Raw genomic sequence first — 14278 nt, forward strand, 5'->3', positions numbered from 1 at the left:
AAGCCCTATAAACTCTAAGCACAAATATATAAACTAAATATATATTTTTTTACTACCAAATATCTTTTTAAACTCCCACTTCCTTCCATAAACAACAGCTAAAACTATTGTTTAATATAAAAAAATAGCTTATGTGTAATTTGTCGCAAAAATATTAAAATTATAGGATCCATATAATTTCACCGCAACAAAAATAAAATTAAAAAAATCCAAACTCTTGATGTCGATTTCTTAGGTATTTAACCAATATTAAACTGTTTGGGTTTATAATAAATAATAATATAAATTAAGGACAAGAAAAATAATCAAATAAAAATATACTTATCAAAATTAACAAACAAAACGTGTAAATGCTAACATTAATCAATAAAAAATTTAATATGTAATAGTAATGCTAAAATTATATTCAATTATTTTCTATCCAGAAATATGTTTTTTTAAAGTATATCATAATTTTCTAAAAAAGAAAATGTTTTTTTAGCTTCAATACAGATTTGTTTTTTAAAATAATTATAAAAAAATATAACAAGTAATTACAATATTTCTTATCAATAAAACAAGAAAATTATTAGCCAAATACAAACGCCAATTTGTTTCATTTAACATTGCATAAACACTTTTGATATATTATTTCACAATTTAAAAATATTCCATTAATCATTTTAAATTTTTAATACAAAATATTGAGCATTAAAATTTAAAATTATATCATAAATTCAAAACACTTTAAAAATTAATAAATTAATCAAAAAAATACCCCCTTTGCAGATTTAATCTACAAAGAGAGTATTTATAAATCTTAATTTAAAACACTATTTACTTCTCATTTTTCAAAGCATTTCTTCTAACATAACCAATATTTCCATTAAAAGAAATTTTAGACCATTTTTGTCCATCAACTTTTACGTTTTTGATTAAATTTACCTTTGAATTCTTTGGGATTTTTTCTATAATATTATCTTCATCTTCAAAAGGTTCTTTTCTAAAATCAGTTTTTGATGATATTACAAATTCTTTTCCTATTCCTAAATTGCTATCTTCTTTTTCTTTTATATCTTCAGTACTTGATAGCTCATTTGCACTTTTTTTAATCAATTTTGTTAATTTTTCAAGTTCTTCATCTTCATCATCTGAATAATCATAAGAAAAATCACTATCAAAAATTGTATCTACATCTACATTTTTACTTTGATAATTTTCTTTTTCTTCTTTACATGAACTCAAACTAATTAGAAGAACAAGAAGACATATAATTTTTTTGATTTTCATCTTTTCCTCCAAAGTTTCTAATAGCTATTTTTCTATAAATAAAAACTATTTATTAAGATAGCTCTTATATAGATTTTTATCTACCTGCGCATGGGTCATCAATAAACCTATTATATTTGCATCAACTTCTTGTAAATTTTTAATTGCCTTGTCAAGGTCTTCTTTTTTTGTATCATTGTATTTTACTGCCACAATAATACCATCACAATAAGTTGAAATTATTGAGCCATCTGCCAATAAATCAACTGGAGGTACATTTATAAATATATAATCAAATTCTTTTGATAAATTTTCTATCAATACTTTTATTTTTTTTGAATCTAGTATTTGAGTTGGATTTGTTGGTCTTTGACCTGCCAATAAAATAAATAAATTTTCTTCTGTTTTATCTTTTAACAATAATTTTTCAACATCAATTTCATCATTAAAATAATCTGTTAGCCCAAAATTTTTATCAGCTTTTATAATATTTCCTAATTTTGGCATTCTCAAATCAAAATCTAAAATAGCAACTTTTAGACAATCTTTGGCAAAAGTTTTAGCAAGATCATATAAAATTTCAATATTTTCCTCATTTGGATTTGAAGACGTCATGCCAATAACCTTACATTTGCTATAATTCTTGTTATATTTTATAGCAGTTTTTATAGAATATATAGACTCATCATATAAAGATGAATTATTTAAATATCCATTATTTTCTATCATATTATTCTCCTTTTGCCTTATCTGGAATTATTCCTATCAAAGGAATATCATAATATTCTTTAATTTCATCAGCACTTTTGATTCTTGTATTAGTTAGTTCTTTTACTAATAATATTAAAGTTCCTATTAGAAATCCTAACACAAATCCTATTGCACCATTTTTCTTTGAATTTTGATTTATATTCTTTTTAGGCAGTCTAGCTTTATCTACGATTATAACTCTGTTTTTATTAAGTTTTCCTATCGCACTTTTTAGTTCTATAGCTGTTTGGTTTGCAATATCCGTAGCTCTTTTTGGTATAGTATCTTTAACCACTATGTTAATCATTCTAGTGTTAGATATCGGCTCAACTGTAACTTTATTAGTAAATTCCTCGTAAGACATCTCTAACCCTAATTTATTTTTTACTTTTGATACCAATAAATTAGATTTTGAAAGATTTGCATAAGTAGCATTAATACTATCATTCGATGATTTTTCTGTCATTATAATCGTTGATGTTTCATAAGTAGGAACTGCTGAAACTTTACTTATTGTGAAAAATCCTGCTCCTAACACTATGGCTACAGATAAAATTATATGTATATTACATATAAAAGTTTTCAAAACTCTTATTATGTCTAACTCATTATCATTCATCCAATTTCTCCTTTTAATCTAAAATATAATAATTTCAAGAATTTTAAATTCTAGCTATCTTATAGTTTATAATAATTTTAACTTAATATCAATACTTCCAGATTATTATATACTTAAATATAGAAACCAAATAAATTAACCCATAAATATTTGTTATTTAAAATTGCTTATAATCTTGTTTTCTATAAATTTATTTTATGATTGTTATTTATAATTGACTTATTCCCACGCTTTTGTTATTATTAATTAAAAGTTATAATAATGATTTGGAGAAAAAAATGAAAAAACTATCAATAGAGAAATTGTCAAAAACCGTTTCTGATAAAAGAAAAGAAAAAAATTTAACACAAAAAAAATTAGAAGAAATAACTGGTATAAACAGGACTATGATTAGCAAATTAGAATCTCAAAACTATATTCCATCAATAGAACAGCTTGAGTCTTTATCAGATACTTTAGAATTTGAAATTACAGATTTATTTCAAGATGATAAAAACAAAGTAAACAAAAAAATTTCTAATAAAAAATACAATATAGCTGTTGCCGGCACGGGATATGTTGGTCTTTCTATTGCAACTTTGTTGTCTCAACACAACCATGTTACTGCTGTTGATATTATTAAAGAGAAAGTTGATTTAATTAATGAGAGGAAATCTCCTATCCAAGATGAATATATTGAAAAATATCTTGAGGAAAAAGACCTTGATTTGACTGCTACTCTTGATGGTGAGGCTGCTTATAGGAATGCTGATTTTGTTGTTATTGCTGCTCCTACTAATTATGATTCTAAGAAGAACTTTTTTGATTGTTCTGCTGTTGAATCTGTTATCGAATTGGTTTTGAAGGTTAATCCTTCAGCTACTATGATTATAAAATCAACTATTCCTGTAGGATACACTAAATCTGTTAGGGAAAAATATAATACTAAAAATATAATTTTTAGTCCGGAATTTTTAAGAGAATCCAAAGCCTTATATGATAATCTTTATCCTTCAAGGATCATAGTTTCTTGTGATGATGAAAGTCGTGAAAAGGCTGAAATTTTTGCTCATCTTTTACAAGAGGGTGCAATTAAGGAAGATATTGATACTTTGTTTATGGGCTTTACTGAGGCTGAGGCTGTAAAACTTTTCGCTAATACTTATCTTGCTCTTAGGGTTTCTTATTTTAATGAGCTTGATACTTATGCTGAAAGCAAAGATTTAAATACCGAAGAAATTATTAATGGTGTTTGTCTTGATCCAAGAATTGGTTCTCATTACAACAACCCTTCTTTTGGTTATGGTGGCTACTGTCTTCCAAAAGATACCAAACAATTATTAGCAAATTTTGATAAGGTTCCTCAAAATATGATTTCTGCTATTGTTGATTCTAATAGGACTAGAAAAGATTTTATTGCTGATCAAGTTTTGGGAAAAGCTGGTGCCTATGTTTCAAATAGCAAATGGGATCCAGAAAAAGAAAGTGAAAAAGTTATTGGTGTATATAGACTTACTATGAAATCAAATTCTGATAATTTCCGCCAATCATCGATCCAAGGTGTTATGAAAAGAATTAAGGCAAAGGGAGCAAAGGTAGTTATATATGAACCAACTCTTAAAAACGGAGAAACTTTTTACGGTTCAGAAGTAGTAAATAACTTAAAGAAATTTAAAAAAATGAGTCAAGCAATTATTGCAAACAGATATGATTCTTGTCTTGATGATGTAATTGATAAAGTTTATACTAGAGATATTTTTAAAAGAGATTAAGGTAAAAAAATGAATAATATAGATTTAAAAAATAAAACAGTTTTTGTTACAGGTTCTGCAGGTTTTATCGGATCAAACCTTGTACTTGAATTATTAAAAACTCAATCACCAATAAATATTATTGGGATTGATAATATGAATGATTATTATGATGTGAATATTAAAAAATGGAGACTTGAAGAAATTGAAAAATGTCTAAAAGAAAATCCAAATTCTTCTTACAAATTTTATCAAGAAGATATTTCAAATAAAGAGATTATTGATAAAATATTTGAAGAGCACAAACCAGATGTAGTTGTAAATTTGGGTGCTCAAGCTGGAGTAAGATATTCAATTTCAAATCCAGATGCTTACATTTCTTCAAATATGATTGGATTTTATAATATTTTGGAAGCTTGTCGTCATTCTTATGACAATGGTTCAAAAGGAGTTGAACATCTTGTCTATGCTTCTTCATCATCAGTTTATGGTTCAAACAAAAAAGTTCCATATAGCACTGATGATAAGGTAGACAATCCTGTATCCTTATATGCTGCAACAAAAAAATCTAATGAACTTATGGCTCATGCCTATAGTAAACTATATAATATCCCATCAACTGGCTTAAGATTTTTTACAGTTTATGGACCAGCAGGAAGACCTGATATGGCATATTTTGGTTTTACAAACAAACTTTTAAATGACCAAACAATAGAAATATTTAATTACGGAAATTGTAAAAGAGACTTTACCTATATTGATGACATTGTTGAAGGTGTAAAAAGAGTAATACAAAAAGCACCAGAAAGAAAAAACGGGGAAGATGGACTGCCAATTCCACCATACAAAGTTTACAATATTGGAAACAACAACCCAGAAAATTTATTAGATTTTGTAACAATACTCCAAGAAGAATTAATAAGGGCAAAAGTATTACCAGAAGATTACGATTTCGAATCCCATAAAAAATTAGTCCCAATGCAAGCAGGAGATGTCCCAATAACCTACGCCGACACCAAACCATTAGAAAAAGATTTTGGCTTCAAACCAGACACTAGCCTAAGAGATGGTATCAGAAAATTTGCTGAATGGTATAAAGAATTTTATAAGATATAAATTTCTTTGAAAAAAAGCTAATTATATAGTAATTTAAATTATTATATAATTAGCTTTTTTATTTTTTGAAATTTATTTACAAGTATCATTATATTTATTATTAATATAATCTTTAGTTGCATTTTCTTTTGGGATAATTTTCCCAGGATTTCCTATTACTATAGAGTGGTCTGGTACGTCAAAATTTACAAATGAGTTTGCAGAAATTAATACATCATTACCTATACGAACATTCCCAACTATTGTCGAATTTATTCCAATCCATACTTCATTACCTATTGAAGGAGTTCCTTTTTTCTTTCCTCTATTTTCTTGTCCTATTGTAACTCCTTTATGTATATTACAATTTTCACCAATAATAGATTCAGGATTTATTGTAATCGCAAAAGGATGTCCTATATATAAACCCTTACCAATCTTAGAATTAACAGACAATTCTACAAAATTTTTCTTTCTATTTAAAACAAATAAAACTTTATAGAAAATTTTTAATAGATGATTATTTGAATCTTGATATTTTCTAAACCATTTTTGAAATTTAGGAATTTTTTTATAATCTCCACCATATCTACATAAATCTGCCTTTAATTTACTTTTACAATTTTCACGCATTATTATTCCCTTAACTAATATCTTTTTAATTTTTTTAATATAACAGTAATATATTTCTTATAAAATATTGCATTAATTATTCCCATAAACACTAGAGAAATAATACTAACTTTTATTGAATATAAAATCCAAGAAATCCATGTAATCTCATTTATAGTGGAAAATTTAGCAATAATAACAAAAAATAAAACAGTAATTCCATCAACCAATAATTGTTTTATGAAATATTTTATAGGCCAACGTATTAAATTTTTAGAATCATATATTGCCATCCATATTGTTTGATAAAACATAGCCAATAGCGTTCCTATCGCAACACCAGCTAAGCCTAAAATATTTACAAATAAAATTGATATTACAATATTTATTATAGCTGCAATTATATAATTATTTTGCGTTTGTTTGTAGTGACCGCCAGCTAAAATCAATATATTATATGGTAGACGTAAACAGTGACCTGCATTTGCTGCTACTATTAAAACTGCAAATAATGGTTGAATATAATTTGCATCATGTATTCCTGATGTATAAACTTCTACAAATGGAATTATTAAAATAGCTGTAACTCCAAAAATAAAAGTTGTTCCAGTATGAATACTCCATTCAACCCAACCAAAAAATTTTCTTAATCTATCAATTTCTTCTCTAGCTAAAAGCTCACCCATCAATGATTGAATTCCATTTGTCATTGACATAAGAAGTTTTTTTACTCCCATAACAACCATATTATATACAGAATAAACCGAAACAATTTCAAGTCCCATAAATACTGTAAGTACAATATTATCAGTACCATCTAATACAACCGCTGAAATGTGTTGAGCTATTCCATTCCATTTTTGTTTTATTGGTTCCTCATCGTATTTTATATTCCAATTTATTTTATAATTTTTCTTTACATAAAGCGAAAGAATTAGTGGTCTGGCTAAATATATTAATGATGTAGTTAGTTTTACTATGTGAATTGATGCTCCTAATTTTATTAGAATAAAGCAAGCTATAGTATTTAATATTAATGTTATTGTTTGAATATTGTAAGAAAAATATCCCCTTTGGTTTGCTGTTATAAGTAAACTATTGACAATTCCAAAATAGTATTGAGCAAAAGAGCTTATACTTATGACTAGAATCATTATAGCAGTATACAAAAATCCAAAATTTGTTTTTGCTATTAACGGATAAATCCCCATCAAAATCACAACGTAAACCAAAAGTATTGTAGCAAGTCTTGAGAAAAACTTCTGACCAGAAACCATAACTCTGCTTATTTGATTATAATCATTTTCCGCTAAAGGCTTATATAATGATGATTGAATTACAGCTCCAACTCCAAGTTCCAAGAATGATATAATCGCTAAAAATTGCATTATTGAATTTATTAAACCGTTGACTTCAGAACCGTATGATTTTAATATAAGTCTAGGAACAATAAAGCCACATACAATTGTAGTTAACTGAAATATTAGCGATGAACTTGTGTTAAGAGCTAATAGCTTTTTTCTATTCATTATTAGTCTCCGTTGCTTAGCATTTTTTTCGGTAATTTTATCCAACTACCTAATTTATAATCCCATTCAAGAGGCTCAATTTTATCAAAACCTCCACCATCAAAAAATGTCAACTCCCCAAAATAAATTTTATTATTGCTTATATATAAATCTACTCTTACCTCTGGCATTCCTTCAGATAAAATCTCCGCAATTTTAATCATTTCTTGAAATTTTTGTGGCTTTTGAGGTTTATTTAAAGCATTAGGCATTCCAAATCTTAAGTCTACCCATTCAAAATTCATATCAAAAAAATCTCCAGTTGTTTCTTTATCAGAATTTCTATCTTGATAAATTCCAACAATCTTAGGCTTTCCATCAAAGCAATAAAATTTATAATCTCTTAAATTTTTTCCCGTTTCATCTGTCATATATTTTTCGCAAATTATTTTTCTTGAAACATTTTTGTAAGGCCATTCTCTCCCATTAAGATAATAATTCTGAGCTAACCCACTTTTTAATTCATTTTTTACTTTTTTTATGTCAATTTTACTTTTATCTGTACATATACACATTCCTAGACCAGAGTTGTGATTACACTTTAGAACAAATTTATTTGGCAAAGAATCAAAATCAATTTCTTCTGGATCATCCCATACTCCTAATAAAGGAATTAAATAGTCCTCTCCGATTTTTTCAGATATATATTCTCTAACTTTATATTTATCTACTAATTTTGTATATAATGGATTCCTATCATATAGTTTTAACCATTGTAATTTTTCGTTAAAAGATTTTGGATTTTCTAAATTTAAAGGATAATCCATAGTAGCTTTAAACATTTTTTCTATAAACTTTTTATCGTCCATATTATTATACAAGCCAAGTTTTGAATTTACTCTCAATCTATATTCTTGATTTGATATATATTTATTAGCCTTTTTAATAATATTATTTACCATTTTATCATAATTGTATTTTTGTACAATTTCCTTTCTAATTATTTATCACTTGTTCAAAATACTCTTGCCATTGTTTAAATATATTATTTGGCTTAAATATTTCAGATTTTTCTTTTGCATTTTTCCTTATTTCATTCGAAAATTCATTATCTTCTAATAATAAAAGAATATTTTTTGCTAACTCTTTTTCATTATTTACAGGAACCAAAATTCCATCTACTCCATGATTTATAATAGCCTTAGGACCACCACACGGACAATCCGTAGATATGCATGGAACACCAGCTGCCATAGCTTCTAGAAGAGTATTAGGCATCCCCTCATAATCTGAAGATAAGATAAACATCTTTGCTTTTGATAAAACCTTTGGAATATTATCCGTTAAACCCATAAGTAATATTCTATCTTCAAGTCCTTTTTTATTTATCTCATTTTTTAATTTTTCTTTCAGTTCTCCATCTCCATAGATCAATAATTTCTCATCTGGATATTTTTCATTTACTTTTGCAAATGCATTAATTAACATCATTTGATTTTTTTGATGACTTAGTCTTCCTATTGAAACTATATATTTGGGATCATATATATTTACATCAAAAAATTTCTCATCAACTTGATTGAATATTATTTTAGATTTACCCTGTAATTTGATCGGGAAATATTTTTTAGCATCTTCAGTTTGGAAAACACATCCATCAGCTTTAGGAAGTATATATTTTGATATTAATTTCCCCGTAATTCCTGGATACTCTTTGCTTGGATCATTTCTAATAGAGATTATATTTTTAACATCTAATTTTCTAGAAGCAAGCAAAGCCCTTACAACTGGCTCTCTCATAAATGAAACAACTAAGTCAGGTTTCTTCATGCAAATTATCTTTTTTAATTGTCTAATAATATTTATATTTTTAAAAATCTTATTTTTTGAAGATTTTTTATAGTCTTCTAAGCAAATTCTTTTTACATTTGAATTTGTCTTATATTCTTTTTCAACTTTATAAGAAGTTACTAAAATAATTGTATTATTTTCATCTGCAAATTGATTTGCTAAATTTGTTACAACTCTCTCAGCTCCACCTTTTCCTAATGTATTTATATAAAATAAAATTTTCATTAATATCTCCTATTAAAATATAATTAAGTTAGAAATGATTCAAAAGGTACTATTTGACAACCATCAGTTACTAATCCATATATATATAATGCTGAAAATATTAATGCAAAAATAAATATATAAAATTTCCTATACTTAGATTCATAAGTAATATTAGGTATTGAAAGAGTATATATTAGTTCAAAATATCTTGTAACTCTCGCAAATAACGAAAAACTTATTGCACCAATTTGAAGATATATCGCTCCAAATGATCCTTCATAATCTTTAACTTCGTTATTTAATTTTTTACGATTCATTATTATTCTTAAAATAAAAGATATTATAATATAAAAAAATAGTAATTTATATCCCTGACCAGAAACCGATGTATTAGAGTAATCATTCGAATAGAATTTATACAGATGCGGGATTATATACATAGCACCTAAAATAGATAACATTAGAAACAAATTTTTTTTAATCAATAACACTCTGCTATCATTCCCCTTAATAATTAGATAAGATAATAAGAAAAATATAGCCGTTTTATGAAACGTAACAGCAAGTAATATTAATAAAAGACTAACTAATTTTTTGTTTTTCTTAATAAAATCAAAACTTAAAAAGCAAATAGAGCACGCTATAGCTTGCCTTAAAATGCATAAATTAGTTCCTAAAAATCCAAGACCTAAATATACTAAAAAACTAAGTGAAAAGCATTTGGATCTTTTATATATAATGTAAGAAAAAATTCCATAACTAATTATAAATACAATATTTTCAAATATTCTAAAATTACTTGTAAATAATCTAATAAATTTATTTAAAAGAACGTAGCCAATATCATATTTAAAATTAAATATAAAAAAACTAATGCTTTTACTTGGATAAAACTTCAAAAAATAATATCTATAGTTATCTACATCAACGCCTAAATGTTGATTTCTCATAAGCCCAATCATAAGTATAGATATAAAACATAAGAAAAAACTAATTTTTCCCGTATTCAATTTGTATTTTGAAATTTTTAAAGACGAAAATGATGCCTCTAAAAACACATTTAGTAGTATAAAAGCTAATAAAAATATATAAATTGTCAAAAAATTCCCTTTCTTAAACTAATTCGTTATCAAAACCTATATAGATGATTGACTCGCTTAAAACAAAATTTAAAGCAGCACATCTATTAATTTAACTAAGAAGCTAAATTCTTGTAAAATTCTAATAACCATCTAGTTGTATCTCTTATATCAAAACCTTTTGATCTAACAATTTCCGACGCTTCTTTTAGTCTATTTTTTTTCATATTTAATATATAATTTACCCATACACCTTCTCCTTGATTTATAGGCAAATATTTAAGATTTGGTAATAATTTTACTTCCTCTGTTACAGATTCTGATAAAATACATGGTAAACCTGAAGCCTCAGCTTCCACAACAGCAACTGGTAATCCTTCCCAAAATGACGGGAAGAGAAAGACATCTACCGCTTGTAGAATGTTATCAACATCTTCTCTTGAACCCATCATATATACTTTCCCTTTCAAGTTCAAATCTTTAATTTTTGTATTTATTTCTTCTTTCAACTCTCCATCTCCAATAATTAATAAAATAGATTTTGAGTTTTTTTCCAAAATTCCTTTAAAAACTTTTAATAAAAAAATATGATTTTTAGGACTAGATAACCTCCCAACATGAGCAAATACCAAATTATTTTCAATATTTAAAGCATTTCTATATTTAGTTCTTATTTTTTCATTATATTTATATTTATTAACGTCAATAGAATTTTTTACTAAAAAATAATTATCTTCTTTTATTTTTTCCGTTCCATATAACCATTTTCCTGAAGATTCAGAACATGCAAACAAATAATCAGCCTGTTTCACTAAAGGTTTTTGTAGTATATTTTTAATAATAGCCTTAAATCCTTTTCCATTTGAAGTACTATGGCTATGTATAATTGTTTTTAAATGATATTTTTTAGCTATAGGAAAAAACACACTTGCATAACTCCTAATGTGGGAATGAATAATTCTATATTCTGGATGAGCGTCAAAAAAACTTTTCCAAGTATTTCTATAACTTAAAATATTATATACTTTAAACTTAGGGAACACGTATATTTTCCCACCCATACTCTCTATTTCTTCTCTATAATCATTTTGCGAATCACTATGAATAATAAAATCAAATTGAACTTCACTTTTGTCTATATATCTATAAAAATTCATTACCATAGTTTCAGCTCCGCCTCTGTTTAATCCACCTAATACATGTAATACTCTTATCATTGTTCTCCTTAAGTTATTTAAGTCTATTTATTATATTCTCATTAATTTTAAAAACATCAAAATTATCTTCAGCAAACTTTCTAGACTCTTGTGCCATATTTTCTGTTTCTTTAGGATGTTCAATCATCCAAATCATTTTTTCTGCTAAAGCTTTAATGTCTTTCTTCTCAACAACAAAACCATTTACACCATTTTTTACGGTTTCTTTGCATCCTGGTGTATTAAACGTTATAACAGGTCTGCCACTTGCTAAAGCCTGTAACACTGATCTTGGAACACCTTCTGGATAATATGAAGGATATATAAAAAATCTAGATTTTGCCATCCATTTTGACACATCTCTTGTTTCTCCATGATAAATTACAGTATTTTCATCTTCAGCTTTTTTTAAAATGTCATTTAAACTTGATTTTTCCACTGCATTATCTAATGGTCCAACAACATCAAAAACAGCTGTCGGATATTTTTTTTTCACGATTTTTGCAGCATAAATATATTCCTTAAGCCCCTTAGATTCTGTTATTCTTGATAAAAATAAGAATGAATTTTCATTTACAAGATCTAATTTTTTAAATTTTTCTAGATTAACACCAGAGCCACCCGTCAAAAAAACCTTAGATGTATTTTTAACTAAACCTTTATCTATAAATTCTTTTCTATCATCATTATTCTGAAAGCATATAAAATCCGCTAATCTATATGATAATTTAAGCATAGGAAGTGATATTGCTCTGACTAAATCCCATTTTAGACCTTTTAATATAAAAAGATTACCTCTTCCATTGACAACACACATTATTTTTTTTACTCCGGCTATTTTGGCTCCTAGAATCATTGATATGTGGTTTTTTATACCGTATATAATAACGTAATCTATATTCTCTTTTTTCAATTTATTTTTTATATTCAATAATGATTTTAATTCTATAAAAGGATTTGTATTATTTCTATTAGCATCTATAAATATTAATTTAGCATTGAGTTCGTTATAACATTTGTTAATTATTCCATCATTAATTAGCCCTAGATATACGTCATAACCTTTTTTATTTAAATTATCTACTAATTCTTCCCTATCAAATCCTTTAGAGCTAAATCCATTACACATTATTGCAACTTTCATTATTAAAACTCCATTTAAATATTATAAACTTTAAATCCTAATAAAGATCTATTTTTATAAGACTTAAAGCCTTAATAACAGTTGAAATAGCTCCTTTACAATCATCTGCCTGTCCAATGACAAATCCTACTCTATCTGAACTACTTTTAATACCATTAATAATATGATCTTTACCGTGAATTATTGATATTTGAATTATTCCAGGCAATTTACTTGCTTCTTCCACCCCTCTTATAGACTTAATTCTCCCATGACTTTGATCGAAATATCTTATTGCTGATGCTTTATCGTATTTTATTCTTATATCTGGTTTTTCTCCCAAAGCAATTTTTATGCAACTTTCAACCATATCAACCCCTGTAGACAAAGGAGTTAAATGTGTTGTTATGTTATCTCCCCCAAGCCTTGCTCCAATTTCTACAATTTTTGGACCATTTTGAGTGATTTTGATTTCTGTATGTGAAGGACCACTTATTATACCTATAGCTTTGTTTGCAGCAATTGTTATTTCTTTTATTTTATCTTTTATACTATCTGGTAGCTGGCTAGGTTGAGAGTGTCCCATTTCTACAAAATATGGAGCACCCGTTGTTATTTTGTCAGTAATTTGAATTATATTACATTTCCCATCTACACTGATTGTCTCTACACTTACTTCTGGTCCTTCCATAAATTCTTCAACCATTACAATCTTATTTCTAGAATTATTTTTACTATAATTATAAGCTATATTTATAGTTTTCTCGTTAAAATCAGGTAGTAATACAATACCTCGACTCCCAGAATTATCAGCTGGTTTTAAAATACATTTGTAACCTTTATCCTTAATTTTATTAACCGCTTTTATACATTTATCTAGACTATCAACTTTATAAAATAAAGGCACGGGCACGCCAAAGCTTTTTAAAGATTCACGCATTTTTGATTTGTTTGTTGCTTTTATAGCCGTATCTAAATCAACACCAACTAACCCTAATTTCTTTGAAACTTTTGCAACAGTCATTATTGGCATATCACTAGCAAGAGTCATTATCGCATCTATATTATGTTTTTTTGCAGCACTCATTACAGATTCAATATCTATAGTACTAATAATTTCTTTTTTTACATCTGGTATTTTAAATCCAAGTGCATTTGAATCTATATCAACCGCAATGACTTCAAGCCCCATATCTATAGCTTTTTCTATAGCAGGAACTTGTAAAATACTTGCGCCTAATATCATTATTTTTTTCATTT

13 protein-coding genes are annotated in these 14278 nt (G+C 26.5%); 2 read left to right on the forward strand and 11 right to left on the reverse strand.

Annotation, left to right across the window (positions count from 1 at the left end; genetic code table 11):
• Positions 1 to 816: 816 nt before the first annotated feature.
• Genes HMPREF0078_RS07105 through HMPREF0078_RS07115 form a run of 3 tightly spaced genes read right to left on the reverse strand, consistent with a single transcriptional unit; the run spans position 817 to position 2617 of the window.
• On the reverse strand, positions 817 to 1269 hold the full coding sequence (locus tag HMPREF0078_RS07105; protein ID WP_004839467.1) for a hypothetical protein: 453 nt from the start codon (positions 1267 to 1269) through the stop codon (positions 817 to 819).
• Positions 1270 to 1314: 45 nt separating this feature from the next.
• The gene (locus tag HMPREF0078_RS07110) at positions 1315 to 1977 is read right to left on the reverse strand and encodes a CpsD/CapB family tyrosine-protein kinase (RefSeq protein ID WP_004839468.1); all 663 of its coding nucleotides are present in this window, start codon (positions 1975 to 1977) and stop codon (positions 1315 to 1317) included.
• A 1-nt stretch (position 1978) separates the two neighbouring features.
• The gene (locus HMPREF0078_RS07115) at positions 1979 to 2617 is read right to left on the reverse strand and encodes a YveK family protein (protein WP_004839469.1); all 639 of its coding nucleotides are present in this window, start codon (positions 2615 to 2617) and stop codon (positions 1979 to 1981) included.
• A 278-nt stretch (positions 2618 to 2895) separates the two neighbouring features.
• Between HMPREF0078_RS07115 and HMPREF0078_RS07120 the strand changes: the two genes are divergently transcribed.
• Both HMPREF0078_RS07120 and HMPREF0078_RS07125 read left to right on the forward strand, forming a co-directional pair.
• Positions 2896 to 4368 carry a nucleotide sugar dehydrogenase gene (locus HMPREF0078_RS07120; protein ID WP_004839470.1) on the forward strand — a complete coding sequence of 491 codons (1473 nt, stop codon included), beginning with the start codon at positions 2896 to 2898 and terminating at the stop codon, positions 4366 to 4368.
• Positions 4369 to 4377: 9 nt separating this feature from the next.
• On the forward strand, positions 4378 to 5463 hold the full coding sequence (locus HMPREF0078_RS07125; RefSeq protein WP_004839471.1) for a GDP-mannose 4,6-dehydratase: 1086 nt from the start codon (positions 4378 to 4380) through the stop codon (positions 5461 to 5463).
• Between the two features lie 72 nt (positions 5464 to 5535).
• On the opposite strand, the gene HMPREF0078_RS07130 is transcribed toward HMPREF0078_RS07125, so the two are convergent.
• The 8 genes from HMPREF0078_RS07130 to HMPREF0078_RS07165 all read right to left on the reverse strand — a co-directional run bounded on the left by HMPREF0078_RS07130 (position 5536) and on the right by HMPREF0078_RS07165 (position 14276).
• On the reverse strand, positions 5536 to 6075 hold the full coding sequence (locus tag HMPREF0078_RS07130) for a serine acetyltransferase (RefSeq protein WP_004839472.1): 540 nt from the start codon (positions 6073 to 6075) through the stop codon (positions 5536 to 5538).
• A gap of 14 nt (positions 6076 to 6089) precedes the next feature.
• Positions 6090 to 7583, reverse strand: a complete 1494-nt coding sequence (locus tag HMPREF0078_RS07135; protein ID WP_039920607.1) for a lipopolysaccharide biosynthesis protein — start codon at positions 7581 to 7583, stop codon at positions 6090 to 6092.
• A gap of 2 nt (positions 7584 to 7585) precedes the next feature.
• Positions 7586 to 8524, reverse strand: coding sequence for an ATP-grasp fold amidoligase family protein (locus HMPREF0078_RS07140; protein WP_004839474.1), 939 nt, complete (start codon positions 8522 to 8524; stop codon positions 7586 to 7588).
• A gap of 34 nt (positions 8525 to 8558) precedes the next feature.
• A complete protein-coding gene (locus HMPREF0078_RS07145; protein ID WP_004839475.1) occupies positions 8559 to 9638 on the reverse strand; it encodes a glycosyltransferase family 4 protein in 1080 nt (359 codons plus the stop codon).
• A gap of 23 nt (positions 9639 to 9661) precedes the next feature.
• The gene (locus tag HMPREF0078_RS07150; protein ID WP_039920608.1) at positions 9662 to 10720 is read right to left on the reverse strand and encodes an EpsG family protein; all 1059 of its coding nucleotides are present in this window, start codon (positions 10718 to 10720) and stop codon (positions 9662 to 9664) included.
• 95 nt (positions 10721 to 10815) lie between these two features.
• Positions 10816 to 11916, reverse strand: coding sequence for a glycosyltransferase family 1 protein (locus HMPREF0078_RS07155; protein WP_004839477.1), 1101 nt, complete (start codon positions 11914 to 11916; stop codon positions 10816 to 10818).
• A gap of 13 nt (positions 11917 to 11929) precedes the next feature.
• A complete protein-coding gene (locus HMPREF0078_RS07160; protein WP_004839478.1) occupies positions 11930 to 13039 on the reverse strand; it encodes a glycosyltransferase family 4 protein in 1110 nt (369 codons plus the stop codon).
• A 37-nt stretch (positions 13040 to 13076) separates the two neighbouring features.
• Positions 13077 to 14276: an ATP-grasp domain-containing protein gene (locus HMPREF0078_RS07165; protein ID WP_004839479.1), complete on the reverse strand. Its 1200-nt coding sequence runs from the start codon at positions 14274 to 14276 to the stop codon at positions 13077 to 13079.
• Between the last annotated feature and the right edge of the window lie 2 nt (positions 14277 to 14278).

Origin of the sequence: Anaerococcus vaginalis ATCC 51170, assembly GCF_000163295.1 — a bacterium.
Lineage (GTDB): Bacteria > Bacillota > Clostridia > Tissierellales > Peptoniphilaceae > Anaerococcus > Anaerococcus vaginalis.

Bases quoted from the DNA above. Each gene is read 5' to 3' on its own strand.
- HMPREF0078_RS07125 (WP_004839471.1), top strand. From the start codon at position 4,378: ATGAATAATATAGATTTAAAAAATAAAACAGTTTTTGTTACAGGTTCT.
- HMPREF0078_RS07105 (WP_004839467.1), bottom strand. From the start codon at position 1,269: ATGAAAATCAAAAAAATTATATGTCTTCTTGTTCTTCTAATTAGTTTG.
- HMPREF0078_RS07115 (WP_004839469.1), bottom strand. From the start codon at position 2,617: ATGAATGATAATGAGTTAGACATAATAAGAGTTTTGAAAACTTTTATA.
- HMPREF0078_RS07140 (WP_004839474.1), bottom strand. From the start codon at position 8,524: ATGGTAAATAATATTATTAAAAAGGCTAATAAATATATATCAAATCAA.
- HMPREF0078_RS07135 (WP_039920607.1), bottom strand. From the start codon at position 7,583: ATGAATAGAAAAAAGCTATTAGCTCTTAACACAAGTTCATCGCTAATA.
- HMPREF0078_RS07145 (WP_004839475.1), bottom strand. From the start codon at position 9,638: ATGAAAATTTTATTTTATATAAATACATTAGGAAAAGGTGGAGCTGAG.
- HMPREF0078_RS07130 (WP_004839472.1), bottom strand. From the start codon at position 6,075: ATGCGTGAAAATTGTAAAAGTAAATTAAAGGCAGATTTATGTAGATAT.
- HMPREF0078_RS07110 (WP_004839468.1), bottom strand. From the start codon at position 1,977: ATGATAGAAAATAATGGATATTTAAATAATTCATCTTTATATGATGAG.
- HMPREF0078_RS07165 (WP_004839479.1), bottom strand. From the start codon at position 14,276: ATGAAAAAAATAATGATATTAGGCGCAAGTATTTTACAAGTTCCTGCT.
- HMPREF0078_RS07155 (WP_004839477.1), bottom strand. From the start codon at position 11,916: ATGATAAGAGTATTACATGTATTAGGTGGATTAAACAGAGGCGGAGCT.
- HMPREF0078_RS07160 (WP_004839478.1), bottom strand. From the start codon at position 13,039: ATGAAAGTTGCAATAATGTGTAATGGATTTAGCTCTAAAGGATTTGAT.
- HMPREF0078_RS07120 (WP_004839470.1), top strand. From the start codon at position 2,896: ATGAAAAAACTATCAATAGAGAAATTGTCAAAAACCGTTTCTGATAAA.